Source organism: Sphingopyxis sp. GW821-FHT10B01 (assembly GCF_059415685.1).
On sequence record NZ_JBWKNS010000001.1, the window covers coordinates 176106 to 199720 of the forward strand.

Here is a 23615-nt window from a genome sequence, read left to right on the forward strand (position 1 = left end):
CCTTACCCGTTCCCCGGCAAAAGCCGGGGTCCAGAGCCGCTACGCGCAAACTCGCCTTTCAAAGGCACTGGGCCCCGGCTTTTGCCGGGGAACAAGCATGCAATTATCCCCGCCCGATCAGCTCTTGCGCCATCCGGTCGGCCACCACCGACGCCGGCATGGCGCTTGCCTTGCTCTTGGCCCAGATCTCGGCCAACCGGCCGGGGATCAGCTCGATGCGGCTCTCGACTTCCTCACGGCTGCCCTGCCCCAGATATTCGAGCGCGACGTTGATGATGCCGCCGGCGTTGATCACATAATCGGGGGCATAGACAATGCCGCGGTCGTGGATGCGCTGGCCGTCGGCCGCGGTCGCGAGCTGGTTGTTCGCGCCGCCGGCGACGATCGGTACGCGCAGTTTTTCGATGCTCGCCTCGGTCAGGATCGCTCCCAGCGCATTCGGGCTCAGCACGTCGGCCTCGATCTCCATGATCGCCGCCGAATCGGCAAGCTCGGCGCCGAGTTCGTCGGCGAGCGACTTCGCGCGCGCCAGATTGACGTCGGCGAGGGTCAGCTTCGCCCCCTCAGCCGCCAGCCGCCGTGCAACGCCGCCGCCGACGCTGCCGACACCCTGAATCGCGATGCGTACGCCCTTGGCGCTGTCGGTGTTCAGCCCTTCGCGAATCGCCGCCTTGATGCCCAGATAGACGCCAAGCGCGGTCAGCGGGCCGGGGTCGCCGCCCGCTTCGCCGCTCGCCACCGGCAGGCCGCTGACATGCTTCGTGTGCTTGGCAATCTGGACCATGTCGGCGTCGGTGATGCCGACATCTTCGGCGGTTACATAAGCGCCGCCCAGCGACTCGACCGCGCGGCCGAACGCCGCGAGCAGTTCGGGGGTTTTCGCACCGCCCTCGTCGGCGAGGATGACGCCCTTGCCGCCGCCCATCGGCAGACCGGCCATCGCATTTTTATAGCTCATGCCGCGCGACAGACGCAGCGCGTCGGTGATCGCCGCGGCGCGCTGCGGATAATGCCAATAGCGCACGCCGCCCGCGCCGGGGCCGAGGTGAGTCGAGTGGACGGCAATAACCGCCGTCAGCCCGCTGGCGCGATCGCGGAACATGTGGACATGTTCATGATCGTCGAAATCGGCGAAATCCCAGACTGCGGACATTGGCTCATCCTCGCATTAGAAAATTACGTTAGGACGCAATAATGCAACGAGCGCGACGAGTCACCCCAAAAGCGTCTATACGCGATGATAGAGAAAATGGGGCGACCAACGGGGCTCGAACCCGCGACCTCCGGTACCACAAACCGGCGCTCTAACCAACTGAGCTATGGTCGCCACATAAGCGAAGAGCGGCGCATAAAGCGCCCTCGACAGCGCGCGGCGAATAGGCGCGCATCCCCCCGCTCGTCAAGCATTGTTCGCACGCGCTTCCCTGCTAAAAAGCGCGCCATGGCTGCGAATGAACATGTCGACATGGCGACCTCGGGCGCCGACCGCACCGCGGAACGGCTCGCTGCCGTGCCGGGTATCCGCCGCGCGCCGACGCCGAAGCTGCAGCAGTTCATGCTGCCCGGCTTTCTCGATGCCGAAACATGCGCCGCGCTGATGACGCAAATCGACCGCGACGTGCGCCCTTCGACGATCGCCGACCCGAATGGCGACACCGCCTTTCGTACCAGCACGACCTGCGACCTCGACCACCGTGACCCGCTGGTGATCGCGGTCAACAACCGGCTCCACGAGCTCACCGGCATCCCGCGCGAATATGGCGAACCGATGCAGGGCCAGCGCTACGACGTCGGGCAGGAATTCAAGGCACACACCGACTATTTCGATCCGCACGGCAGCGACTGGGAAACCTATTGCGCGATTCCCGGCCAGCGCAGCTGGACGCTGATGATCTATCTGAACGAGCCCGCTGCGGGCGGCGCAACGCGCTTCCTCGCGACGGGAAAAATGCATCAGCCCGAGGCGGGCAAGCTTCTCGCGTGGAACAATGTCCATCTCGACGGCACGGCGAACGCCGACACGCTTCATCACGGGATGAAGGTGCGTAAGGGCCGGAAATATATCATCACGAAATGGTTTCGCGAGCGTCCCTGGCCATGGGCCGAGGGGGAGCTGGCCTGAGCCCCAACCAATAAAACCCGTTCGCATCGAGCGAAGTCGAGATGCCTCTCGGCAGCTTACACCTTCACGGTGCCTCGACTCCGTTCGACACGAACGGGATAGCTCGGTTTTACTTCACCAGACGATACTGGAAGTTCAGCGTCAGCGTGTTGCCGACCTGACCCGGCTCGATCGGGGTCGCCTTCGCGGCGCCCGCGTCCATCGCCATGCGGACCATCGGCATCGGCGGATTGGGACCAAAGCCGCCGCCTTCGCTGATCGAGACCAGCTCGACACCGCGGAAGCCCGCAAGCCGTGCATAATCCTGTGCCTTTGCTTCGGCCGCCTTGATCGCGGTACCGCGTGCGCCGACCAGCTGGGCGTCGGGATCCTTCATGCCGAACGACGGTCCGTCGATATTGGTGCCACCGGCGGCGACCAGCGCGTCGAGCAGCGGGCCGATATCGGCGATCTTCGACGTCGTCGCGCGCACGCTGTTCGACACCTGATAGCCGAGGAAGCGCGGCGGCTGGCCGTCCGTCCGGTTGTTATAATCATACTGCGGCGACAGGCTGATGCCGCTCGTCTGGATATCCTCGGGCTTGATCCCGCGCGCCTTTGCTGCGGCGATCAGCTTGTCCATTGCCGCTGCATTCGCGCGCATCGCCTCGACAGCGGTCGGCGCAGTTGTCGTCACGCCGGCACCGACGCTCGCCTGATCGGGGCGCGAACGCACTTCTTCGCTGACCGAAAAGGTCAGGATCGGCCCCTGGGTCGTTGCTGCCGTCACCGTCGAACCTCCCTGCTGCGCGAGCGCGGGCGTTGCCGCCATCAGCGCCAGTCCGGTTGCCATAACGGCGAACATTTGCTTCGTCATTTCATTCTCCTGTGAACCGGGCTTTCGGTCATCTATTATGTCCGCCCCGTAACGCAGACGGAGCGAACCCGTTCCGGCCTTTGTGCGCAGCGCGCTTGCATGATGCTGAACGGAACGGTAGCGCGCCGTTCATCATGGCAGCTCCCATTCTTTCATACGAAGGCCTTGGCCTTGTGCAGGGCAGCGGCTGGCTGTTCCAGGACCTCGACATCTATGTCGGCGAACGCGACCGCCTCGCGCTCATCGGCCGCAACGGCGCGGGCAAGACGACCTTGCTCAAGCTGCTCGCCGGGCAGATCGACGCCGACAAGGGCAAGCGCGTGATCGTTCCGGGCACGCACGTCGTGATGCTCGAACAGGAACCCGATTTTTCGGGCTTCGCGACGTTGATGGATTTCGCCATCGCCGCGCCCGACGCCCCCGAAGCCTATGAAGTCGAAGCCATCGCCGACCAGCTTGGCATCGACATGAGCCGCACCGCGGCCAGCGCCTCGGGTGGCGAGCGCCGCCGCGCCGCACTCGCCCGCGCGCTTGCCCAAAACCCCGACGTGCTGCTGCTCGACGAACCGACCAACCACCTCGACCTCGCTGCCATCGACTGGCTCGAAAACTGGCTCGCGCGTTACACTGGCGCCTTTGTCGCGATCAGCCACGACCGGACCTTCCTCACCCGCCTGACCCGCCAGACCCTTTGGCTCGACCGCGGCAGCATTCGCCGCAAGGAAATCGGCTTCGGCGGATTCGAGGAATGGAGCGACGCGGTCGCGGCCGAGGAAGCCCGCGCCGCACAGCGCCTCGATTCGAAACTGCGGCTCGAGGCGCACTGGCTCGAACGCGGGGTCACCGCGCGCCGTAAGCGCAATCAAGGCCGCCTCGAAAAACTCAGGGAAATGCGCGCGACCCGCGCCGCGATGATCGGCGGCCCCGGCGTCGCCAAACTCGGCCTGGCCAACGACGATGTCCGGTCGAAATCGGTCATCGTCGCAGAGGGCGTCTCGAAAAGCTTTGGCGACCGCACGATCATCAAGAATTTCGATTTCCGCGTCCAGCGCGGCGACCGCATCGGCATCGTCGGTGCGAACGGCGCGGGCAAGTCGACGTTGCTCAAGCTGCTGACCGGCGAAATCCAGCCCGACGAAGGCAGCATCACCCTCGCCCCAACGCTCGACGGAATCATTATCGACCAGCAACGCAGCCTGCTCTCGCCCGAAAAGCGTGTCCGCGACATCCTCGCCGACGGCGGCGACTGGGTCGAGGTGCGCGGGGTCAAAAAACATATTCAGGGATATTTGAAGGAATTTCTCTTCGACCCCGGCGTCGTCGAAGCCAGCGTCAGCGCGCTCTCCGGCGGCGAGCGCTCGCGACTGCTGCTCGCGCGTGAATTCGCCCGTGAATCGAACCTGCTCGTGCTCGACGAGCCAACCAACGACCTCGACCTCGAAACACTCGACCTGTTGCAGGAAGTCATCGCCGACTATGCGGGCACCGTGCTGCTCGTCAGCCACGACCGCGACTTCCTCGACCGCACCGTGACCGTGACGCTCGGCCTCGACGGGTCGGGAAAGGTCGACATCGTCGCGGGCGGCTATGCCGATTGGGAAGCGAAGCGGGTCAAACCGAATAGCGCCAAGGCCAAGGTAACCGCAGCCGCCGCACCACCTCCACCGACCGCGCGCAAGAAGCTCACCTACAAGGATCAACGCGACTACGACATGCTGCCCGGCCGGATCGAAGAGATCGAAGCTGAGATGGCCAAGGCCGAGACCGAGCTCTCCGACGGCACGCTGTTCACACGCGACAATGCGCGGTTCAATGCGCTCACTGCAAAACTCGACACGCTGCGCGAGGAAAAGGCGGCGGCAGAGGATCGCTGGCTCGCGCTGGCTGAAGAAGTGGAGAGCTTGGCCTAACCCTTCGTCATCCCGGGCTTGACCCGGGACCCGTCTTTTTTTCTGCCGGGCAAGGCGGACCTCGGGTCAAGTCCGGGGTACGGCAAGTGCATGGTCAACCGGTCCCGTAAAAGCGCACCAGCCGGTCGAGCGCCAGCCCCAGCACCAGCTTCCCCGACCGCGCCGGCCACCCCAGCATTTTCTCGGCACCGCCAATCCCCTCGCCCGCGCAAATGACGCGCCAGCAGATATCGGCCAGCCCCGGCCCCGCCGCGTCGAGCGCCGCATGAAAGCGGCGGTGCGCATCGATCCGTGCCAGCGACGCATCCGACGCCCGCGTGCCCCCGCGGCTTTTCGCGGGCGGTACGGCATCCCAGCGCATCGTCACGCACGCCGCCAACCCTGCACGCTCATAATCCGCGCGCAGCCGCTCGCCGGCGCGAAGCTGTGCGTCGGTCAGATGTCCGCGCGATGCCAGCCAGGCGATCGGGCTTTCGCCGACATGGACCGTGACATGCCGCATCACCTGCGGTCCCGTCTTGCCCGGATCTATGCGGTCGTCGGGGTGGAGGCGGGTTTCGAGGCTGCGTGCGATCATGCGATTCTCCCTTGCTGCACGCAGGGCTTGACACTGGAATATTTTGTAGGAAAGAAGAAACCGATTTGGTTATTTGAAGGTGTTCGCGATGATCAACAGCATCCGGTCCGTCCGCCGCGCCAAGGGACTGACGCTCGAAGAGGTCGGCCAGCGCTGTAATCCGCCGACCACCGCGCAGACGATCGGCCGCCTCGAAACCGGTACGCGCACGCTCTCGCTCGGCTGGATGAACCGCATCGCTGCCGCGCTCGGCGTCGATGCTGCCGAGCTTGTCCAGCTGCCACAGGATACCCAGCTCACGATCACCGCGCTGCTCGGCGCCGACGGCGCGCAGGCGCCGACGCGCGTCGAACAGGCGCTCACCGCGCGCCCGGGCGAGGATATGGTCGCGGTGCGCGTCACCTCGTCGATCGGCGACTATCGCGCCGGCGACGAAATCTGGTGCCGCCGCATCGAGAGCGGCTGGACGAGCGCGCTCAACCGCGACCTGCTCGTGCCCCGCCCTGCCGGCCGCTTCTTCTTCGCCCGCCTGCTCAATGTCGACGGTGAAAAACTCCACCTGCTCCCGCTGGGTACAGGCCAGCGCCAGCAGGTCGTGAGCAACCCGCCCTGGGCCGCCGTCGCCGTCCGCCTGCTCCGCACGCTCTAACCCACATCCGTTTGCCCTGAGCTTGTCGAAGGGCTGTCCTTTTCTGTTTCCAAGAGGAAAAACAGTGCTTCGGCAGGCTCAGTACGAACGGGATTGGGGGCTATGACAACTCCCCTGCGCGTCCTGTCGATCGCGACGCTCTTCCCCGACGACGCCCGGCCTAATTTCGGCCTGTTCGTCGAGAAAAGCCTGCGCGCGCTCGCGGCGCAGCCGGGCATCGAGCTGACGATCGTCGCCCCCGTCGGTCTGCCGCCCTTCCCGCTGTCGCTTCACAAACGCTATCGCGCGCTACGCAACCTGCCGCGGATCGACAGCTGGAACGGCCTGACAATCCTGCGCCCGCGCTTCACACTGATCCCGCGCATCGGCGCCCGCTTCAATCCGGCAAAGATCGCGCGCGCTGTTCTGTCGGTCGTGCGCGGCCGCGAATTCGATGTTGTCGACGCGCAATTCTTCTATCCCGACGGACCCGCCGCGATGCGCGTCGCCGATGCGCTGGGCCTGCCCTTTTCAGCCAAGGCGCGCGGCGCCGACATCAGCCATTTCGGCCATGATCCGGCGACCGCACCGCAACTGCTCGCCGCGGCCGGCCGTGCCGCCGGCCTGCTCGCGGTATCCGACGCGATGCGCGGCGAGATGGCAGCCATCGGCATCGACCCGGCCCGGATCGCCGTCCACTACACCGGCATCGACGGCGCCCGCTTTTCGCCCGGCGACCGAACCGCAGCCCGTGCCGCGCTGGGAATGGGCGGCGCGCCCACAATCCTCACCGTCGGCGCGCTGATCCCCCGCAAGGGACAGGCGCTGGTCATCGAAGCGCTACCCGCCCTTTCCGGCGTTCACTATTGGCTCGCCGGCTCGGGCGAAGAAGAAGGCCGCTACCGCGCGCTCGCACAGAAATTGGGCGTCGGCGCCCGTGTCCATTTCATGGGCCCCGTCGCCAACGCCGACCTGCCGCAGCTTTATAGCGCCGCCGACGCCGTCGTCATGCCGTCCGCCAGCGAAGGTCTCGCCAATGCATGGGTCGAAGCCCTCGCCTGCGGCACTCCCATCGTCATCAGCGACGCCGGCGGCGCTGCCGAACTGGTGACAGCGCCGGTTGCCGGGCGCATCGTCCAGCGCACGCCCGAAGCCATTGCGGCGGCGGTGCAAGCGATCCTCGCGGCCCCGCCGTCACCGGCCGATGTCGCAGCAACCCTCGCTGGCCGCTTCGACTGGGACCGCAATGGCCGCGAACTCGCCGCGCATCTTCGCCGCTGCGCTGGCTCCTAGATATGGCAACGCCGGCCCGCTTGCTCAGCGGGCCGGCGCCGTTTCTCTCAAGATATGACGGCTCAGACGACCGCGCCGTCGTCCTTGCGTTCGACGCGTTCGCCGCCGTCGATCCCCGACGTTGTGCGCGGAACGAAGCTGTCGGGTCCGACCTTCAGCCAGACCAGCACCGGGGTCGACATCAGCACCGACGAATAGCCGCCGATGAACACGCCGAACAGCATCGCGGCGGTAAAGCCGAAAATGACGTCGGGACCAAAGATCAACAGCGTGCCGAGCGCGAGCACCATGGCCAGGGTGGTCATGACCGTGCGCGACAGCGTTTCGTTGATGCTGAGGTTGAGAAGCGGAACAATCTCCATCTTCCGGTATTTTTTCAGATTTTCGCGGATTCGGTCATAGACGACGATCGTATCGTTGAGCGAATAGCCGACGATCGTCAGCAAGGCCGCGACGCTGTTCAGGTCGAACTGCATCTGCGTCACCGCGAACAGGCCGAACGTCAGCGACACCTCGTGGAACAGGCGGCCCAGCGCCCCGACGCCGAACTGCCATTCGAAGCGGATCCAGATATAGATGGAAATGCCGATGATCGCGAGCCCGAGGCTGATGGCACCGGTCCGGATCAATTCGCCCGACACCTTGCCCGACACGGTTTCGACCGAGCCGGTCTTCGCGGTCGGGAAGGCCTTTTGGATGCCGGATACCAGTTGCTTCCCCGCACGCTCGGCGGCAGACTTGTCGCCTTCGGGAAGTGCGGTGCGGATCGACACGGCCTTGTCCGATCCGAACTGCTGGATCGTCGCTTCGCCAAGGCCGATATTGCCCACCTTCTCGCGAATTTCGTCGATCGGCGGCATTGCCTGCGTGAATTCGACACGCACCGACTGGCCACCGACAAAGTCGACACCGAGATTGAGGCCTTTGACCGCGACCAGCGCGATCGACACGGCCACGAGGAAAAAGCTCATGAAGGACGCAATTTTCCGCCATTGCAGAAAATCGATATTGGTGTCGTCGGGGACGAGTTTGAGCAATCGCATCGTTTCGCTCCCTTAAATGTTGATCGACGTCGGACGCGCCGACCGCAGCCAATGGGCGACGAACAGGCGGGTGACGGTGACGGCGGTAAATACGCTGGTGACGATGCCGATGGTCAGCACCACGGCAAAGCCCTTGATCGGGCCCGAGCCGAACCAGAACATCAGCGCCGCGGCGATAACGTTGGTGACGTTGGCGTCGAAAATCGCGCGGCTGGCTTCGGAATAACCCAACTCGACCGCCTGGAAAACCTTTCGCCCGCGTTTCAGCTCTTCGCGTATTCGCTCGTTGATCAGCACGTTGGCGTCGACCGCCGCGCCGATCGTAAGCACGAAGCCGGCGATCCCCGGCAGGGTCAGCGTCGCGTTGAACGCCGCCATGACCGCGATGATCAGGAACACGTTAAAGAACAGCGCGATGTTGGCGTAGACGCCAAAGCGGCCATAAACGACCATCATCAGCACCAGCACCGAGACGGTGGCGATAATGCCCGCGATCACGCCCTTGCGGATCGAATCGGCGCCGAGTTCGGGGGTCACCGTGCGTTCCTCGACCACCGCCATCTTCACCGGCAGGGCGCCCGAACGCAGCGAAATCGCCAGCGCGTTGGCACTCGCCACGCTGAAGCTGCCCGAAATCTGCGCGCTGCCGCCAAGGATCGGTTCGTTGATCGACGGCGCCGACAGCACCTTGCCGTCGAGCACCATCGCGAAACGCTTGCCGACGCTCTGCGACGTCACCTTGGCAAAGGTGCTCGATCCGCCCGAATCGAACCGGATCGAAACGACCGGCTGATTGCTCTGCTGGTCAAAGTCCTGCTTGGCGTTGATCAGCTGTTCGCCGCTGATCATCACCTGACGGCGCAGCACTTCGAACGCCGCGCCATTGCCCTCGCCCTCGGCATAGGGGATGATCTCGCTGCCCACCGGCACACGGCCCGCGGCGGCTTCGGCGGGGTCGGCGTTGGCATCGACCATGCGGAACTCGAGGCGCGCGGTCTTGCCGATCAGTTCCTTGAGTGCCGCCGGATCCTGCAAACCGGGGACCTGCACGACCACACGGTCGGTGCCCTCGCGGATGATCGTCGGTTCGCGCGTGCCCAGCGCGTTGACGCGCTTGTCGATGATATCGCGCGCCGTATCCATTGCGTTCGCCACCGCCTGCGCCTGCCCGGCGCTGGTCGGGGTCATCACGATACGCGTCGAATCGACAACATTGATGGTCCAGTCGCGCTGGCCGGTCATCTGCGCGCCGCGCGTCTCGCTGAACAGCCGCTCGCGGGCTTCATCGAGCTTCGCGAGGTCGCGAACGAGGAAGCTGATCTTGCCGCCTGCCGTCGACAATTCGCCGATCGCGATATCGTCGTCGGGCCCGCTTGCGCCGCGCATCGCGGTGCGCACGGTCTTCTCCATATTCGCCAGCTGCGTCTTGCGCAGATCGGCGATATCCGCCTCGAGCAGCAAGTGGCTGCCGCCGGCAAGGTCGAGGCCCAAATTGACCTTCGCCTGCAGGAAAGACGGCAAACTGTTCAGCGTCTTTTCGGGAAGGAAGCTGGGGATGGAGAAGATGACGCCAAGCAGCAGGATGATGCTGATGCCGATGGTCTTCCAGCGCGGGAAATCGAGCATAGTCTAAAAGTCCGATAACAAGAGCGGGGCCACGGCGACCGCGGCCTCCGCCGCGTCAGTCGTTGGCGGGCTTGCCACCGGGCTGCAGAACGTCGGCCAGGGTCGACTTGACGACCTTGATCTTCACGCCCTGCGCGATTTCGACGTCGGCGTAATCGTCATCGACGCGTGTCACCTTGCCGACGATCCCGCCGCCGGTCACGACCTGGTCGCGCGGCTTCACCGCCGCGACCTTGGCGCGATGTTCCTTCGCGCGCACCTGCTGCGGACGGATCAGGAAGAACCAGAATACGGCAAAGATCAGCAGATAGGGAACCAGCATCAGGAAACCGGCAGCCCCGCCGCCCGATCCGGCCGCCTGGGTCAGAAGCAATTGCGTCGACATCGATGAAAAACTTTCCGTTCGAGGGCGCGCCCGTTCCCGCGGAACCGGCACGCAAATATGGCGCGGCGCCTATCACGCAGGGGACTTGCGCGCAACCAGTCGCTGCGCCCCGCCCCCCTTGGCAAGCGCCGCCGAAATGGGAATGATGGCCGCCAGATCAACCCCGTCGCGTCGATCGAGCCGATTACAGGCCATCCCCGCTTGCATCGCCCGTCAACCCGCGCTAGGGGCCTCGCCTGCCCAACAGGGCCGGTCGGGACGTAGCGCAGCCTGGTAGCGCATCACACTGGGGGTGTGGGGGTCGGAGGTTCGAATCCTCTCGTCCCGACCAAATTTATCTGACAATCTGACAGCATGACTCCGCCATCGGGGATGGACGGGGCCACCCGTCGGCGCCCGCAGAGCGGCGCATCGGCGCGCATGAAGGAAAGCGGAGGACGATGCAGGTCAGCCTATTGATCGTCGCGGCCGCCTTTCTGACCTCCATCCTTTCGGGTGTGTTCGGCATGGCGGGCGGCCTCATCTTCATGGGCGTGCTTGCCTGGACCCTGCCCGTCACCACCGCCCTTGCTCTCCATGGCGTCATCCAGTTCGCCTCGAACAGCTGGCGCGTCCTGCTGCACCGGGCGCATGTCGCCTGGCGCGTCCTGCTGTGGTTCGGGATCGGTGCCGCGGCTGCTGTCGGCTTTTTCTCGCTGGTGATTTTCGCGCCGACCAAATTCTATGTTTTTCTCGGACTCGGCCTGATGCCCATCCTTGTCTGGTTGCCCGAACGCTGGCTATCGCTCGACGCAACCAATCGCTGGCACGCTCTCGGCGGTGGATTTGTCTCGACCGGGATCGCCCTTGTCTCGGGCGTATCCGGCCCGGTGACCGACCTCCTGTTCATCCACACGAAGCTCAACCGGCATCAGGTCGTCGCGACCAAGGCGGTCATGCAGGCCATGGGCCATGCAGCCAAAATCCTCGTCTACGGCGCCTTGCTACTGGGCACGGCGGCGCGCGCGATCATCCCGCTGCCGGTCACCGCCATCGCGATCATCGCGTCGATGGCCGGGATCATGGTCGGCGGCGCGATCCTCGACCGCATCAGCGACGCGCATTTCCGCGCCAGCCGCCGCTGGATCGTCACAATCATCGGTGCGACCTTCCTGTTTCAGGCCATCCAGATCGCGGTCGCCTGAGGCGGCATTCCGGTCCCGGAATGCCGCCTCGCCCGCCTCAGCTCGCCTCTTGCGGTGTGGCCTGCGGCTCTTCCTGCGGCGGCGGCATGGCGCGCGCCTTCTGCCTTGCTTCCAGTTCCGCCTTGTCGATCACGCCATCGCCGTTGGCGTCGATATGTTTGATGAAGGCGTCGACCTTTTCCGGCGAAGCCAGGGTCGGATCGCCTTGCCGCTGAGCGCGCATTTCGGACATTTTGGTGATCTCGGCCTTGTCCAGCTTGCCATCGCCGTTCGCGTCGATCATCGCGAACATGCGCCCGCCGTCCTGCGGCGGCTGCGCAGCGGCAATCGCCGGAATGGCGAGGCCGAGCGAAGCGGCGATCATCGTCAATTTCTTCATATATCGTCCTTTTGGTCATGTTCGGCGAGCACGCCGGTACGCCCCGGCGCGGACATGGCATCTCGCGTGTCGCAAAACTATGGCAACGGGACTCGGCTCATCACGGTTTGAGCACAACCTTCCCCACCACCTCGCGCCGTTCCAGCATCGCGAAACCTTCGCGCCAGTCCTCAAGCTCCAGCACGGCATGGACGTGGGGGCGAATCGTCCCCTCCGCCGCCAGCGCATCGATCGCCGCAACATTCTCCGCGCCACGCTCGGGAAAGCGCCGGCCATATTCGCCCGCGCGCACCCCGACGACCGAGAAGCCCTTGATCAACGGCATGTTCACCGACACCTCCGGAATGCGCCCCGACGCAAAGCCGATGACGAGCAGCCGCCCGCCGAACGCGATGCAGCGCGTCGATTCGTCAAAGACGTCGCCGCCAACGGGGTCGAAGATCACATCGGCGCCCCTGCCCCCGGTCCGGGCCTTTACCTCCTCACGAAACCCCGGATCGGCGGCGATCAGCGCATCGGGGGCATATAGTCCGGCGATGGCATCGCGCTTCGCCGCGCTGCTTGCCGCCGCGATCACGCGCGCGCCAAGCGCCTGGGCCAGATCGACCGTCGCCAGCCCGACCCCGCCCGCCGCGCCATGGACGAGCACCCATTCACCGGGCTCGACCCGCGCACAGCGAACCAGCGCGACATAGGCGGTGAGATAGGCGACGGCATAAGCCGCCGCCGCGTCCCACGACAATCGTTCGGGCTTTTGCCGCAGCGCCCCCGCTGGTACGACGCAATATTCGGCCATCGCGCCGAACCGGTTGCCGCCGATCACGGCATCGCCAACCGCCCACCCCGTCACCCCGTCGCCCAGCGCATCGACCTCGCCCGCAAATTCCAGCCCCGGCACGAACGGCAGATCGGGTTTCAGCTGATAGCCCCCGCCCGTCATCAACAGATCGGGGAAATTCACCGCTGCGGCGCGCACGCGCACGCGTACCTCTCCCGGTCCGGGCGCGGGAACGGCCAGATCGACGAGCGAAGCGCCAGCATGATCGGGCAGTAATTCACACACCTGCAACGCCCGCATGCCGAAAACCCTTTCCTACAATATTCCAATATGGTTCGTTTTATCTGTTCAACAAACCACAGGAGCGACTCATGCCACGACACGACCCATCGGCCTCCGACGCCGACGCATTGATCGACGCCGTCATCGACCGCGAAGGCCGATATGTAAACCACCCCGCCGACCGGGGCGGGCCCACTTGCTGGGGGATCACCGAAGCGGTCGCACGCGCGCAGGGCTATGCCGGCGCGATGCGCGACCTGCCGCGAAGCGAAGCGGCGAGCATCTACCGCCGCCTCTATTGGCTGCGCCCAGGTTTCGACAAGGTTGCGCTGCGCGCGCCGAAGATCGCAGCAGAGCTGTTCGACACCGGCGTCAACATGGGCATCGGCACCGCGGCGGGCTTCCTCCAGCGCGCGCTCAATGCCCTCAACCGCGCCGCGCGCGACTATCCCGATATTGCGGTCGATCGCGATGTCGGAGCCCGCACGCTGTCTGCGCTCGACGGCTTCCTGAAAGCACGCGGCAAAGACGGTGAAACCGTCCTCCTCCGCGCGATGGAGGCGCTGCAGGGCGAACGCTACATCGCGCTCGCCGAACGCCGCCCCAGCCAGGAGGCCTTTCTCTACGGCTGGCTCGCGGGCCGCATCGGCGAGCACTGACCGCCCGCGTGGACAACTTTAGCAACTTTCAGGACAAGGACATTGGCATATGAGCATCATCGAAGGCCTGATCGGCCCCATCGCCAAGCTGATCGACAAGATCATCCCCGACCCCGAAGCGCGCGACCGCGCCAAGCTCGAACTCCTCAAAATGGAGGGCAGCCAGGAAATGGAAGCGATCCGCACCCGGATGACCGCGATCGTCGCCGAAGCGAACAGCGCCGACCCGTGGACTAGCCGCGCGCGGCCCAGCTTCCTCTATGTCATGTATGTCCTGCTGCTGTGGGCGATCCCGATGGGCTTGGTCGCTGCGGCCCGCCCCGAAATGGCCAAGGGCATCGCCGACGGCATGAACGCCTATCTCGCCGGCATCCCGGAGCCGCTCTACGCGCTCTTTGGTACGGGGTATCTGGGATATACGGCGGCCAGGGCTTGGGGGAAGTCCCGGGGAATTGAAGGCTGATCTCTCTTCCGTTCGTGCTGAGCTTGTCGAAGCACCGTTCTTTCGTTCAAGAAAAACGGCCCTTCGACAGGCTCAGGGGGAGCGGATTCAGGAGGCAGTGCCCTCCACCACCCCAGCCAAATTCGCGAGCGAGCTGTTCAGCCCCTCCACATGATCCTTGGCCGAAATCCCGGGCGGCACATGATGCGCGTCGATCGTGACCAGCGTGCCGCCGCTTTGCCGCGACAGGCACCAATGCATCGCCATCGTCCCTGAAAAGCGCGGGTCGTCGGATACGAACTCGACCTCCCATATGATCAGCTGGCCGTCATCCAGCGTCGGAATATACACCTCGACGACATCGCTGTCGTCGTCGCCTTTGGTCTCGATATCCGCATCGGCGAACGTCAGCCGCATCAGAAAGCCGCCGCCGGGACGCAGGTCTACATGCTCGAATTCGCCCGTCGCCCCGTCTGGCGGCAACCATTGCGCGAGCTTCGTTTCGCTGGTGAAGGCCGAAAAGACATCGACCAGCGGCGCCGCGATCAGCCGTTCGGCATGATCGGTGCGCCGCGTCTTCTTGGTCGGTTTCAAGCGAGTGCGGCTTTGACCGCCGCGACGGCATCATTCGCCGCGTTGCCGTTCGGGCCGCCGCCCTGTGCCATGTCGGGCCGTCCGCCGCCGCCCTGTCCGCCAAGCGCCGCAACCGCCGCTTTGACAAGATCGACCGCGCTGAGGCTGCCCGTCTTGTCGTCGGTCACTCCGACCGCAACCGACGCGCGGCCGTCATTGACCGCAACCAGCATCGCCACGCCGCTTCCGACCTGCTTCTTCAACCCATCGACCGTGCCGCGCAGATCCTTGGGATCAAGCCCGTCGACGACCTGCGCGATGAACGCGGTCTCGCCGACCTGCTCGACCGCCGGCCCCGCCGCAGCACCGCCGCCGCCCATCGCCAGTGCCTTTTTGGCGTCAGCAAGTTCGCGCTCGGCCTTCTTCAGCGCCTCGGCAAGCTGCGCCACACGCGCCGGCACATCGTCGGGCGATGTCTTGAGCGCCGCCGCCGCCGCCTTCAACGCCTCGTCGCGGCCATTGAGCCAGACGCGCGCCGCATCGCCGGTCAGCGCCTCGATACGCCGCACCCCGGAAGAGACGGCGCTTTCGCTGACGATTTTAAGCAATGCGATGTCGCCAAGCGCGCGAACGTGCGTCCCGCCGCAAAGCTCGACCGAATAGTGATGGTCGTCCGCTGCGCCCATGGAGAGCACCCGCACCTCGTCGCCATATTTCTCGCCGAACAGCGCCAGCGCACCCGCCGCGACCGCGTCATCGGGGGTCATCAGCCGCGTCGTCACCGCATCGTTGCCGCGGATTTGCGCGTTCACATCGGCTTCGATGCCGGCAATCTCCCCGGCGCTCAGCGCCTTGGGATGCGAGAAGTCGAAGCGGAAACGATCCTCGGCAACGAGGCTGCCCTTCTGCGTCACATGGCCGCCCAGCCGGTTGCGGAGCGCTGCGTGCAGCAGGTGCGTTGCGCTGTGATTGGCGCGGATCCGGTCGCGCCGTGCGGCATCGACGGTCAATTGCACCGTGTCGCCTACCTTGAGGCTGCCCGCCTCAAGCTTTGTGTGATGCGCGTGCAGCCGTCCGAGCGGCTTCGCGGTGTCGCTGACCGACGCCTTGGCGCCCGCCAACGTTGCGATCGTGCCACTGTCGCCCATCTGGCCGCCGCTCTCGCCATAAAAGGGCGTCTGGTTGGTCAGCACGACCAGTTCGTCGCCCGCCTTCGCCTCATCGACCGACGCGCCATCCTTGACGAGCGCGATCACCTGGCCCTCGCCCGATGTCGCGCCATAGCCGGTGAATTCGGTACCGCCCTGCGTTTCTGCGATGTCGTACCAGATCTCGTCCGATGCCTTTTCGCCGCTGCCCTTCCACGCCGCGCGCGCCGCCGCCTTCTGTTGCGCCATCGCTGCGTCGAAGCCTGCGCGATCAACCGAGATATCGTGCGTGCGCAAGGCATCTTCGGTCAGATCATAGGGGAAGCCGAAGGTGTCGTAGAGCTTGAACGCGACCTCGCCGGGCAGCGTCGCTCCCGCTCCCATGCCCACCGTCGCCTCGTCGAGCAGCCGCAGCCCCTTGTCGAGCGTCTGACGGAACTTGGTTTCTTCACGCTCGAGCGTCTCGGCAATCAGCGGCTGCGCGCGGATCAGCTCGGGATAGGCGGCGCCCATCTCGGCTGTCAGCGACGGCAACAGCCGGTACATCAGCGGATCCTTGGCGCCGAGCAGATGTGCATGGCGCATCGCGCGGCGCATGATCCGGCGCAGCACATAGCCGCGGCCTTCGTTCGACGGCAGCACGCCATCGGCGACGAGGAAGCTCGATGCGCGAAGATGGTCGGCGATCACGCGGTGGCTCGCCTGCGTCGCCCCCTCGGCAGGAACCCCGGTCAGGTCGACCGACGCCGCGATCAGCGCCTTGAACGTATCGGTGTCATAATTGTCGTGAACGCCCTGCAACACCGCCGCGACGCGCTCCAGCCCCATGCCGGTGTCGATGCTGGGCCGCGGCAGGTCGATCCGGTCACCCGGCGCGCGCTGGTCGTATTGCATGAAGACCAGGTTCCAGATCTCGACGAACCGGTCGCCGTCCTCTTCGGGCGATCCCGGGGGGCCGCCCCAGATGTGGTCGCCATGATCATAGAAGATTTCGCTGCACGGCCCGCACGGACCGGTGTCGCCCATCGACCAGAAATTGTCGCTCGTCGCGATGCGGATAATCCGCTCCTCGGGCAGGCCCGCGATCTTCTTCCACAGGTCGAACGCCTCGTCGTCGGTGTGATAGACGGTGACCGTCAGCCTCTCGGGCGCGAGACCCCAGGTCTTGGTAATCAGCGTCCAGGCATGATGGATCGCCTGTTCCTTGAAATAGTCGCCGAAGGAAAAATTCCCGAGCATTTCAAAGAAGGTGTGATGACGCGCCGTAAAGCCCACATTGTCGAGGTCGTTGTGCTTGCCGCCGGCGCGCACGCACTTCTGCGACGAAGCCGCGGTGCTGTACGGCCGCGTTTCCAGCCCGGTGAAGACATTCTTGAACGGCACCATCCCGGCGTTGACGAACATCAACGTCGGGTCATTATACGGCACCAGCGGCGCCGAAGCTTCGATATGGTGGCCCGTCCCCCCGAAATAGTCGAGGAACGAGCGGCGAATGTCGTTGGTCGATGTCATGCGCGCGAATTAGGCATTTTGCGGCGACGCGACAAGGTGATTAGTGTCGATGACCATCATCGGCACAATCGGTCAGAAATTGGTGGCGATCCCCTTGCCCAGATAGCAGGGCAACTGGCGCAGGACGTCGGCCTTGGGCACGCCCTCTTCGATCAGGTCGGCTGGCACTTCGGACGTGTCGGTGCGCACCACCGTCCAGCCGTCAGCGGGCGTAGCGCGGTGAACGACGATATAGCCGCAATCCATCGCCTTGTCCTTGCGATCGCCGCGAAAATCGAAGGCGGCGTAAAGCCCCGGCGGCTGCCCCGCCGGGTCGAGATACCAGCTGAGGCGCAGGAGACGGATCGTCCCGTCGGCCCACAGCATCGGGCGCTTGCGCAGGTTCATTTCCCACTCGAGCCGCGGGTTCGATGCCTGGAACGACAGGCGCAGCATCGCATAGGCGCTCTCATATTCGCGTTTCGCCAGCGCCATCGTATAGGCCGCAAGGCGATCGATGGCCCCTTCCTCGTCGATCGGCGCCGGCTTGAAAATCACGCCGTCGGGGGCGATGACCTCGCGCTCGACTTCGGGCGCGACGGTCGGCGGCGCCGCAAGCACAACGGGACTACCGGCAATCAGCGTCGCAGCCGCGATCAGGACGCGGACGCGAGCCCACCGATCAATAGCCATAATAGGCGCCGCCTTTTTGGCGCGCGCGCTGCCAGGCGGGGCGGACATGGCACGCGTTCACGAATCCCGCGAGCTTCGGATAGCGCGGCGCCATGCCCTGCATGATCGCGATTTCGGCCGGGAAACTCAGCATGATATCCGCCGCCGACAGGCTGTCGCCGATGAAGTGTCCGTTGTCGCCGACACGGCTTTCCATATAGGCGAAATGCGCGTCGAGCTGTTGCGCGATGCGCGGCTCGATCGGCGCCGCCGCTTCGCCGAGGCGCGCCGTATAAAGGCGCAGCAGGATCGGGGTCATCGCCGATCCTTCGGCGAAATGCAGCCATTCGAGATGGCTGATGTGATCGTCGGTGCCGCGCTCGGGAACAAGGGAAGCACCACCGTGCCGCTCGCACAGATATTCGGTAATCGCGCCCGATTCGGTGATGGCGCGCCCGTTATCCTCAATTACCGGCGACTTTCCGAGCGGATGAATCGCGATCAGTTCGGGCGGCGCGAGGTTGGTCACCGGATCGCGGTCGTAATATTTGACCTCGTACGGCGCGCCGATTTCCTCGAGCAACCACAGGATACGCTGCGAGCGGCTGTTGTTCAGATGGTGGACAATGAGGGTCACGGGGCGTTCTCCTTGTGGAATCAGTTTTTGTGGGGGCCGTTGCGGTCGATCAGTGCCGCAAGCTCGCGAACGAGCTTGGCGCCAAGAATCGCAGTCACACCACCGGTATCGCGGCCAGGATGAAGCTCGACGATATCAGCACCAACGATCGGTGCGGTCTGTTTGTGCAGCACGGCAAGAATTTCACGCACCGTCAGCCCACCAGGCTCGGGATGCGCGACCCCGGGCGCTGCGGACGGGTCGATGCCGTCGAGGTCGATCGAAATATAGAGGGGCCCTTCAAGCACCGGCACCCGATCGGGGGCAAAGCCTGCCATCGGGATAATCTCGACCCCGAACCGTGTTGCCTGCTCGCGGCAGTGACGGTTGAGGGTTCTTATTCCGACCTGCACCAGTCGCGCCGCGTGGCCCGCCTCGCAAATACGCGCGAAGGGCGAGGCATGGCTGCGCGGATTGCCGGCGAAATCGTCGTAGAGATCGGGGTGCGCATCGAAATGGAGGATATTGACCGGCCCAAAGCAGGTCGCCGCGGCTTCGACGAGCGGAAAGGTCACCGCATGGTCGCCGCCAAGCGCGAACGGCACCTCGCCATCTTCGTGCAGCATGGCGACGTGACGGCGGATAGCGGCATCGTCGCGCACCGTATCTTCGGTCAGCGGCAGATCGCCATCGTCGGCGAAGGCGATGTCGGTACCGATCTCGGGCCCGAGTTCGCTCGCCATATTGCCGCGATCGCTCCAAAGCGCTGCGCGGATCGCGCTCGGCCCCGCGGCGGCTCCCCGTTCGAAGCTGCTGTTGATGTCGGTGGGGAGGCCGAAAAGGCGGATCGCAGGCATCTGCCGCTTGTAACCGTTGGCCGAGGCGGCGCAAGGATCAACGGCGGGCGGGCCGACCTGCGGGGAGAGGGAAGTGCAGGTACAAGGGGCATGAGGCCCGCCGCCGTCGGCCGGCCGGTTCGAGCAGGCGAACCGGCCGGTTGGCCATTAGTTGGCGTCGTCGCCCTCATCGTCGGGCCCGGCCATCATTTCCTCGGCGACCGCCTCAGTCCGGGCGCGAATCGCGGTTTCAAGCCGCTCCATCAGTTCCGGATTGTCCTTGAGGAAGGTTTTCGAATTTTCGCGGCCCTGACCGATACGGATCGAATCATAGCTGAACCAAGCGCCCGATTTCTCGACAATGCCGGCTTTGACTCCCAGATCGAGAATCTCGCCGATCTTCGAAATGCCCTGGCCATACATGATGTCGAACTCGACCTGCTTGAACGGCGGCGCGACCTTGTTCTTCACAACCTTCACACGGGTGGTGTTACCGACGATCTCGTCGCCATTCTTGATCTGACCGGTACGGCGGATGTCGAGACGGACCGAGGCGTAGAATTTGAGCGCATTACCGCCAGTCGTGGTTTCGGGGTTACCGTACATCACGCCGATTTTCATGCGCAGCTGGTTGATAAAGATCACCATGCAGCGCGAGCGGCTGATCGAGCCGGTGAGCTTGCGCAGCGACTGCGACATCAGACGCGCCTGCAAACCGACGTGACTATCGCCCATCTCGCCTTCGATTTCGGCGCGCGGCACGAGCGCAGCAACCGAGTCGACCACAAGCACGTCGATCGCATTCGAACGCACGAGCGTGTCGACGATTTCGAGTGCCTGCTCACCGGTATCGGGCTGCGACACGATGAGCTCGTCGATGTTGACGCCCAGCTTGCGCGCATAGACCGGGTCGAGCGCATGTTCGGCGTCGACGAAGGCGACCGTGCCGCCACCCTTCTGCGCCTCTGCGAGCGTGTGCAGCGCGAGCGTGGTCTTGCCCGAACTTTCGGGACCGTAGATTTCGATGACGCGCCCACGCGGTAAGCCGCCTACGCCCAGGGCGATGTCGAGGCCGAGCGAGCCAGTCGAGATCGACTCGACCTGCATCGTTTCCTTCGAGCCCAATTTCATTACCGAGCCCTTGCCAAAGGCGCGATCGATCTGCGCGAGCGCTGCATCGAGCGCCTTCTGCCTATCCGTGCTGTTCACTGATTTCCCCGATTCGACGAGTGATAATTGTCCGGCCATGACCGTACCCTTCCTGCTCTAAAGCGAAGGCAGAGCCATCGCAACGCCGGAACTTTGTACTTTATTTGTTCCATCGGAACAAGACGGGAACAAAAGAAAAATATGCTCTTGGGAAAGCGCACTATTCCCGCGAGAACTCGTCCAACGCCACCTCGATATCGCTGATACGAAACGGCTTGGTGATCAATCGCCGATGCGCGTGTGCCGGCGGAATGACGTCACCCCCACCCGACGTAAAGGCAAAAGGAATGCCGCGTTCGGCTAGCGCGTCGGCGACGGGCCAACCCTTTTCGTCGCCGAGATTGATGTCGACGAGCGCACCTGCAAGCGGCTCGGCGGCGATGAGCGCGAGCGCCTCTTCGTTGCTTGTCGCCTGAGCGGGTTCGGGCAAGTCGAGCGCATCAAACATATCGACGAGCATCATGCCGATCAGCACATCGTCTTCTACGAGAAGGATGCGGTTACTACTGACCATTGGGCACCCGGTGCGCGGCATCATCAAGCGCCGCAGACGTCGCTTCGGCCAGTTGCGCGACAGAGAAGGGTTTGGGCAAGAAGGCAACATCGTCGATGTCGATTGACTGGCGAAGCTGCTCCTCGGCATAGCCCGACATGAACAATATCGGCAGGTCGGGCCGTTTGGCGCGCATCGCGCGCACCATCGCAGGTCCGTCCATCGTTGGCATCACGACGTCGCTGATGATCAAATCGACCTTCTCCATCTGGGCAAAACGTTCGAGCCCCTCTTCACCTTGCGAGGCGGTCACGACGGTATAGCCTGCGCGCGTCAGGGCGCGTTCCGCCACGGCGCGTACCATATCCTCATCCTCGACGAGCAGGATCGTCCCCGTACCCCATTGGCTTTTCTTCGGCTTGACCGGCGGCGGAACGACCACAGGCGTATCGCCGTCGGCCCGGTGCACGGGAAGATAGATCGAAAAGCTCGTCCCCTGCCCTGGCTTGCTGTCGGCGAAGATGAAGCCCGCCGACTGCTTGATGATCCCGTATACGGTCGACAGGCCGAGGCCGGTGCCTTTGCCCACATCCTTGGTCGTAAAAAAGGGTTCGAAGATTTTCGGCAGCACATCGGCGGGAATGCCCGTTCCGGTGTCGCGGACCTTCAGTGCGCAATAGTCGGCGGGGGTCATGAATTCATTGCCCATCTGCCGCACTTCGGCGGCTGAAACCGGATACGTCTCGATTGTCAGCGTCCCTCCGCCGGGCATCGCATCGCGCGCATTGACGGCAAGGTTGATGATCACCTGTTCGAGCTGACCGGGGTCGGCGCGCACGGCACCCAGCCCGCGCCCGTGATGCACCGACAGCTGGACCGTTTCGCCGATAAGCCGCTTCAGCAGATGCGACACCTCCGAAATCACGTCGGGCAGCTGCAATATCTGCGGCCGCAGCGTCTGCTGCCGCGAAAAAGCGAGCAATTGCCGGGTCAGGCTGGCGGCACGATTGGCATTGCTGCGAATCTGCTGAATATCGTCATAATCGCTGTCGCCCGGCGTATGGCGCATCAGCATCAGATCACAGGCGCCAAGAACGGCGGTCAGAATGTTGTTGAAATCATGCGCAACGCCGCCGGCGAGCTGCCCCACAGCCTGCATCTTCGATGCCTGCGCGACCTGGCGCTTCAGGCGCGATTCCTCGCTCGAATCCTTGAGACTGAGCAATACCGCGGCCTCGCCCAGCCCGCGCACGCCGACGACGCGCATCGAGACCGGATCGCCACTTTGCCCGGCGAGGCGGATCGACAGATCGCCGCCGACCTGTTGCCCGCTGCTGTGGCGACGGATCATATCGGCAAGCGCGCCCTTGTCCTCGCCCACGACGATGTCGCCGGGATAGCGCGGCATCTTGCCTTCCGGGAGGCTTGCAGCCCGTACAAAAGCGCGGTTCATATAAAGGAAGCGCCCGTCGCGATCGACCATCGCGAGCCCGAAGGGAAGCAGCGACAGCAGCGTTTCGACATAGGTCTGTGCAGTGCCGCGATCAGCGGGCCCCATCTCCTCGTCGAGCATCGCCAGCAGCACCGGCGTGTTGCTGTCGGCGGGGGCAAGCGGGATCTGAAGCATCCGCACCGGAGTCGCGCGATCGCCTTCGCGTGCGAAATAAAGCGCGCCGCCGTCGTCGAGCCGGATCATGGCGGCGACGTCGCGCCCCGCATAATGGCTGGCGTCATCCTCCCCCAGCGCGCGGAGCAGGAAAGCCTGATTGGCGACACGCAATCGTCCTTCGGCGCTGACCAACGCCGTCATCACCCCGGCATGCCCCAGCGTTCGACCGGCCGGGCCGTCGAGATGGCGGACGACTTCAGCCGCGAGGTCGAGCCGTTCGAGCGCGGAGAAGCGCCAGACGAGATAATCCTCTGCCTGACCCGTCCGCGTAACCTGCGCACGTAATTGCAGTGGGCCGATCGCAATATCGTCAGCGCGCCCCTCGCCGTCGCGCCACGCCACGCGGCCCGCGTTCTTCAGCACATCGGCGCCGCGCCCTTCGAGCGGTAGGCCCGGCGGTGTGACGAAACCGTTGAACCACGTGCCGAACAGGTCGTTCGCGCACACCATCCGGCCGGCGCGGTCGGTGACGGCGATGGCAACATCGTCGTGATTGACCGCCTGACGCAGCATCGTCCAGTCGGGCAGCGCCGCCTCGCCTCCGACTGCGGCAGGAAACAACCGGCGCGCAAGCAGAACGCCACCCGTCGCGACAGCGAGCCCGGCCATAAAGCCAGCAACCAGAATGGTGTCGCTCGTCGCCCAGAACAACAATGCCGCCGACAGCAGCGCCAGGCCGCCGAGGAGCGCCATATCGACACGCGACAGGCGCGCCGGGGCCATCAGCGGCCCGGCAGGCCCGGC

At 64.7% G+C, this 23615-nt stretch carries 23 protein-coding genes and 2 tRNA genes; 8 read left to right on the forward strand and 17 right to left on the reverse strand.

The features are described from left to right. Positions 1–103: 103 nt before the first annotated feature. Entirely contained in the window at positions 104–1153 is a 1050-nt protein-coding gene (locus tag AC07NV_RS00735; protein WP_495164425.1) for a Glu/Leu/Phe/Val family dehydrogenase, read from the reverse strand. A gap of 97 nt (positions 1154–1250) precedes the next feature. Then, positions 1251–1327: transfer RNA gene (locus AC07NV_RS00740), tRNA-His, on the reverse strand. A gap of 114 nt (positions 1328–1441) precedes the next feature. On the opposite strand from AC07NV_RS00740, the gene AC07NV_RS00745 reads away from it, so the two are divergent. Then, positions 1442–2122 (forward strand): prolyl hydroxylase family protein, encoded by a 681-nt coding sequence (locus AC07NV_RS00745; RefSeq protein WP_495164426.1) that lies wholly within the window; start codon positions 1442–1444, stop codon positions 2120–2122. 109 nt (positions 2123–2231) lie between these two features. Here the strand turns inward: AC07NV_RS00745 and AC07NV_RS00750 are convergent, their stop codons facing one another. Next, positions 2232–2978 carry an SIMPL domain-containing protein gene (locus AC07NV_RS00750; protein ID WP_495164427.1) on the reverse strand — a complete coding sequence of 249 codons (747 nt, stop codon included), beginning with the start codon at positions 2976–2978 and terminating at the stop codon, positions 2232–2234. A 134-nt stretch (positions 2979–3112) separates the two neighbouring features. On the opposite strand from AC07NV_RS00750, the gene AC07NV_RS00755 reads away from it, so the two are divergent. Further along, complete coding sequence (locus AC07NV_RS00755) at positions 3113–4888, forward strand: ABC-F family ATP-binding cassette domain-containing protein (protein ID WP_495164428.1); 1776 nt, start codon at positions 3113–3115, stop codon at positions 4886–4888. 94 nt (positions 4889–4982) lie between these two features. Here the strand turns inward: AC07NV_RS00755 and AC07NV_RS00760 are convergent, their stop codons facing one another. Continuing rightward, positions 4983–5465 (reverse strand): DUF6456 domain-containing protein, encoded by a 483-nt coding sequence (locus AC07NV_RS00760; RefSeq protein WP_495164429.1) that lies wholly within the window; start codon positions 5463–5465, stop codon positions 4983–4985. Between the two features lie 88 nt (positions 5466–5553). Here AC07NV_RS00760 and AC07NV_RS00765 point away from each other — a divergent pair, with 88 nt between their 5' ends. Beyond that, positions 5554–6114 carry a helix-turn-helix domain-containing protein gene (locus AC07NV_RS00765; RefSeq protein ID WP_495164430.1) on the forward strand — a complete coding sequence of 187 codons (561 nt, stop codon included), beginning with the start codon at positions 5554–5556 and terminating at the stop codon, positions 6112–6114. A gap of 102 nt (positions 6115–6216) precedes the next feature. Then, complete coding sequence (locus AC07NV_RS00770) at positions 6217–7386, forward strand: glycosyltransferase (RefSeq protein ID WP_495164431.1); 1170 nt, start codon at positions 6217–6219, stop codon at positions 7384–7386. A 62-nt stretch (positions 7387–7448) separates the two neighbouring features. Here AC07NV_RS00770 and secF read toward each other — a convergent pair whose 3' ends face one another. From secF to yajC, 3 genes are read right to left on the reverse strand one after another with little or no spacing between them, the layout of a single operon-like run. Continuing rightward, entirely contained in the window at positions 7449–8429 is a 981-nt protein-coding gene (gene secF / locus AC07NV_RS00775; protein WP_495164432.1) for a protein translocase subunit SecF, read from the reverse strand. A gap of 12 nt (positions 8430–8441) precedes the next feature. Beyond that, positions 8442–10055, reverse strand: coding sequence for a protein translocase subunit SecD (gene secD, locus AC07NV_RS00780; RefSeq protein ID WP_495164433.1), 1614 nt, complete (start codon positions 10053–10055; stop codon positions 8442–8444). Positions 10056–10110: 55 nt separating this feature from the next. Beyond that, positions 10111–10440 (reverse strand): preprotein translocase subunit YajC, encoded by a 330-nt coding sequence (gene yajC / locus AC07NV_RS00785; RefSeq protein WP_495164434.1) that lies wholly within the window; start codon positions 10438–10440, stop codon positions 10111–10113. Between the two features lie 254 nt (positions 10441–10694). On the opposite strand from yajC, the gene AC07NV_RS00790 reads away from it, so the two are divergent. Both AC07NV_RS00790 and AC07NV_RS00795 read left to right on the forward strand, forming a co-directional pair. Next, positions 10695–10771: transfer RNA gene (locus tag AC07NV_RS00790), tRNA-Pro, on the forward strand. A 109-nt stretch (positions 10772–10880) separates the two neighbouring features. Next, on the forward strand, positions 10881–11624 hold the full coding sequence (locus AC07NV_RS00795; RefSeq protein ID WP_495164435.1) for a TSUP family transporter: 744 nt from the start codon (positions 10881–10883) through the stop codon (positions 11622–11624). 37 nt (positions 11625–11661) lie between these two features. Here AC07NV_RS00795 and AC07NV_RS00800 read toward each other — a convergent pair whose 3' ends face one another. Both AC07NV_RS00800 and AC07NV_RS00805 read right to left on the reverse strand, forming a co-directional pair. Beyond that, positions 11662–12003 (reverse strand): EF-hand domain-containing protein, encoded by a 342-nt coding sequence (locus AC07NV_RS00800; RefSeq protein ID WP_495164436.1) that lies wholly within the window; start codon positions 12001–12003, stop codon positions 11662–11664. 100 nt (positions 12004–12103) lie between these two features. Then, positions 12104–13081 (reverse strand): NADPH:quinone oxidoreductase family protein, encoded by a 978-nt coding sequence (locus AC07NV_RS00805; protein ID WP_495164437.1) that lies wholly within the window; start codon positions 13079–13081, stop codon positions 12104–12106. A 71-nt stretch (positions 13082–13152) separates the two neighbouring features. On the opposite strand from AC07NV_RS00805, the gene AC07NV_RS00810 reads away from it, so the two are divergent. Together AC07NV_RS00810 and AC07NV_RS00815 are read left to right on the forward strand one after the other, a co-directional pair. Next, on the forward strand, positions 13153–13722 hold the full coding sequence (locus AC07NV_RS00810) for a glycoside hydrolase family 108 protein (protein ID WP_495164438.1): 570 nt from the start codon (positions 13153–13155) through the stop codon (positions 13720–13722). A gap of 49 nt (positions 13723–13771) precedes the next feature. Next, on the forward strand, positions 13772–14185 hold the full coding sequence (locus AC07NV_RS00815) for a holin family protein (protein WP_495164439.1): 414 nt from the start codon (positions 13772–13774) through the stop codon (positions 14183–14185). 87 nt (positions 14186–14272) lie between these two features. Here the strand turns inward: AC07NV_RS00815 and AC07NV_RS00820 are convergent, their stop codons facing one another. From AC07NV_RS00820 to AC07NV_RS00855, 8 genes are all read right to left on the reverse strand, one after another. Further along, entirely contained in the window at positions 14273–14758 is a 486-nt protein-coding gene (locus tag AC07NV_RS00820) for an SRPBCC family protein (RefSeq protein WP_495164440.1), read from the reverse strand. Continuing rightward, positions 14755–17397 carry an alanine--tRNA ligase gene (gene alaS, locus AC07NV_RS00825; RefSeq protein ID WP_495164441.1) on the reverse strand — a complete coding sequence of 881 codons (2643 nt, stop codon included), beginning with the start codon at positions 17395–17397 and terminating at the stop codon, positions 14755–14757. Before alaS ends, AC07NV_RS00820 begins: the two co-directional genes overlap by 4 nt. 72 nt (positions 17398–17469) lie before the next feature. Beyond that, positions 17470–18069, reverse strand: a complete 600-nt coding sequence (locus AC07NV_RS00830; protein WP_495164442.1) for a hypothetical protein — start codon at positions 18067–18069, stop codon at positions 17470–17472. Continuing rightward, complete coding sequence (locus tag AC07NV_RS00835) at positions 18059–18685, reverse strand: glutathione S-transferase family protein (RefSeq protein ID WP_495164443.1); 627 nt, start codon at positions 18683–18685, stop codon at positions 18059–18061. Before AC07NV_RS00835 ends, AC07NV_RS00830 begins: the two co-directional genes overlap by 11 nt. A 20-nt stretch (positions 18686–18705) precedes the next feature. Then, positions 18706–19521, reverse strand: a complete 816-nt coding sequence (gene speB, locus AC07NV_RS00840; protein WP_495164444.1) for an agmatinase — start codon at positions 19519–19521, stop codon at positions 18706–18708. A gap of 147 nt (positions 19522–19668) precedes the next feature. Beyond that, positions 19669–20748 carry a recombinase RecA gene (gene recA / locus AC07NV_RS00845; protein WP_495164445.1) on the reverse strand — a complete coding sequence of 360 codons (1080 nt, stop codon included), beginning with the start codon at positions 20746–20748 and terminating at the stop codon, positions 19669–19671. A gap of 121 nt (positions 20749–20869) precedes the next feature. Further along, positions 20870–21247, reverse strand: a complete 378-nt coding sequence (locus AC07NV_RS00850) for a response regulator (protein WP_495165136.1) — start codon at positions 21245–21247, stop codon at positions 20870–20872. Further along, positions 21213–23594, reverse strand: a complete 2382-nt coding sequence (locus tag AC07NV_RS00855; RefSeq protein ID WP_495164446.1) for a hybrid sensor histidine kinase/response regulator — start codon at positions 23592–23594, stop codon at positions 21213–21215. The genes AC07NV_RS00850 and AC07NV_RS00855 overlap by 35 nt, the downstream gene beginning before the upstream one ends. Positions 23595–23615: the final 21 nt, after the last annotated feature.

Coding starts and splice junctions, on each gene's coding strand:
- AC07NV_RS00735 (WP_495164425.1), bottom strand. CDS start 1,153: ATGTCCGCAGTCTGGGATTTCGCCGATTTCGACGATCATGAACATGTC.
- AC07NV_RS00745 (WP_495164426.1), top strand. CDS start 1,442: ATGGCTGCGAATGAACATGTCGACATGGCGACCTCGGGCGCCGACCGC.
- AC07NV_RS00750 (WP_495164427.1), bottom strand. CDS start 2,978: ATGACGAAGCAAATGTTCGCCGTTATGGCAACCGGACTGGCGCTGATG.
- AC07NV_RS00755 (WP_495164428.1), top strand. CDS start 3,113: ATGGCAGCTCCCATTCTTTCATACGAAGGCCTTGGCCTTGTGCAGGGC.
- AC07NV_RS00760 (WP_495164429.1), bottom strand. CDS start 5,465: ATGATCGCACGCAGCCTCGAAACCCGCCTCCACCCCGACGACCGCATA.
- AC07NV_RS00765 (WP_495164430.1), top strand. CDS start 5,554: ATGATCAACAGCATCCGGTCCGTCCGCCGCGCCAAGGGACTGACGCTC.
- AC07NV_RS00770 (WP_495164431.1), top strand. CDS start 6,217: ATGACAACTCCCCTGCGCGTCCTGTCGATCGCGACGCTCTTCCCCGAC.
- secF (WP_495164432.1), bottom strand. CDS start 8,429: ATGCGATTGCTCAAACTCGTCCCCGACGACACCAATATCGATTTTCTG.
- secD (WP_495164433.1), bottom strand. CDS start 10,055: ATGCTCGATTTCCCGCGCTGGAAGACCATCGGCATCAGCATCATCCTG.
- yajC (WP_495164434.1), bottom strand. CDS start 10,440: ATGTCGACGCAATTGCTTCTGACCCAGGCGGCCGGATCGGGCGGCGGG.
- AC07NV_RS00795 (WP_495164435.1), top strand. CDS start 10,881: ATGCAGGTCAGCCTATTGATCGTCGCGGCCGCCTTTCTGACCTCCATC.
- AC07NV_RS00800 (WP_495164436.1), bottom strand. CDS start 12,003: ATGAAGAAATTGACGATGATCGCCGCTTCGCTCGGCCTCGCCATTCCG.
- AC07NV_RS00805 (WP_495164437.1), bottom strand. CDS start 13,081: ATGCGGGCGTTGCAGGTGTGTGAATTACTGCCCGATCATGCTGGCGCT.
- AC07NV_RS00810 (WP_495164438.1), top strand. CDS start 13,153: ATGCCACGACACGACCCATCGGCCTCCGACGCCGACGCATTGATCGAC.
- AC07NV_RS00815 (WP_495164439.1), top strand. CDS start 13,772: ATGAGCATCATCGAAGGCCTGATCGGCCCCATCGCCAAGCTGATCGAC.
- alaS (WP_495164441.1), bottom strand. CDS start 17,397: ATGACATCGACCAACGACATTCGCCGCTCGTTCCTCGACTATTTCGGG.
- AC07NV_RS00830 (WP_495164442.1), bottom strand. CDS start 18,069: ATGGCTATTGATCGGTGGGCTCGCGTCCGCGTCCTGATCGCGGCTGCG.
- speB (WP_495164444.1), bottom strand. CDS start 19,521: ATGCCTGCGATCCGCCTTTTCGGCCTCCCCACCGACATCAACAGCAGC.
- recA (WP_495164445.1), bottom strand. CDS start 20,748: ATGGCCGGACAATTATCACTCGTCGAATCGGGGAAATCAGTGAACAGC.
- AC07NV_RS00850 (WP_495165136.1), bottom strand. CDS start 21,247: ATGATGCCGCGCACCGGGTGCCCAATGGTCAGTAGTAACCGCATCCTT.
- AC07NV_RS00855 (WP_495164446.1), bottom strand. CDS start 23,594: ATGGCCCCGGCGCGCCTGTCGCGTGTCGATATGGCGCTCCTCGGCGGC.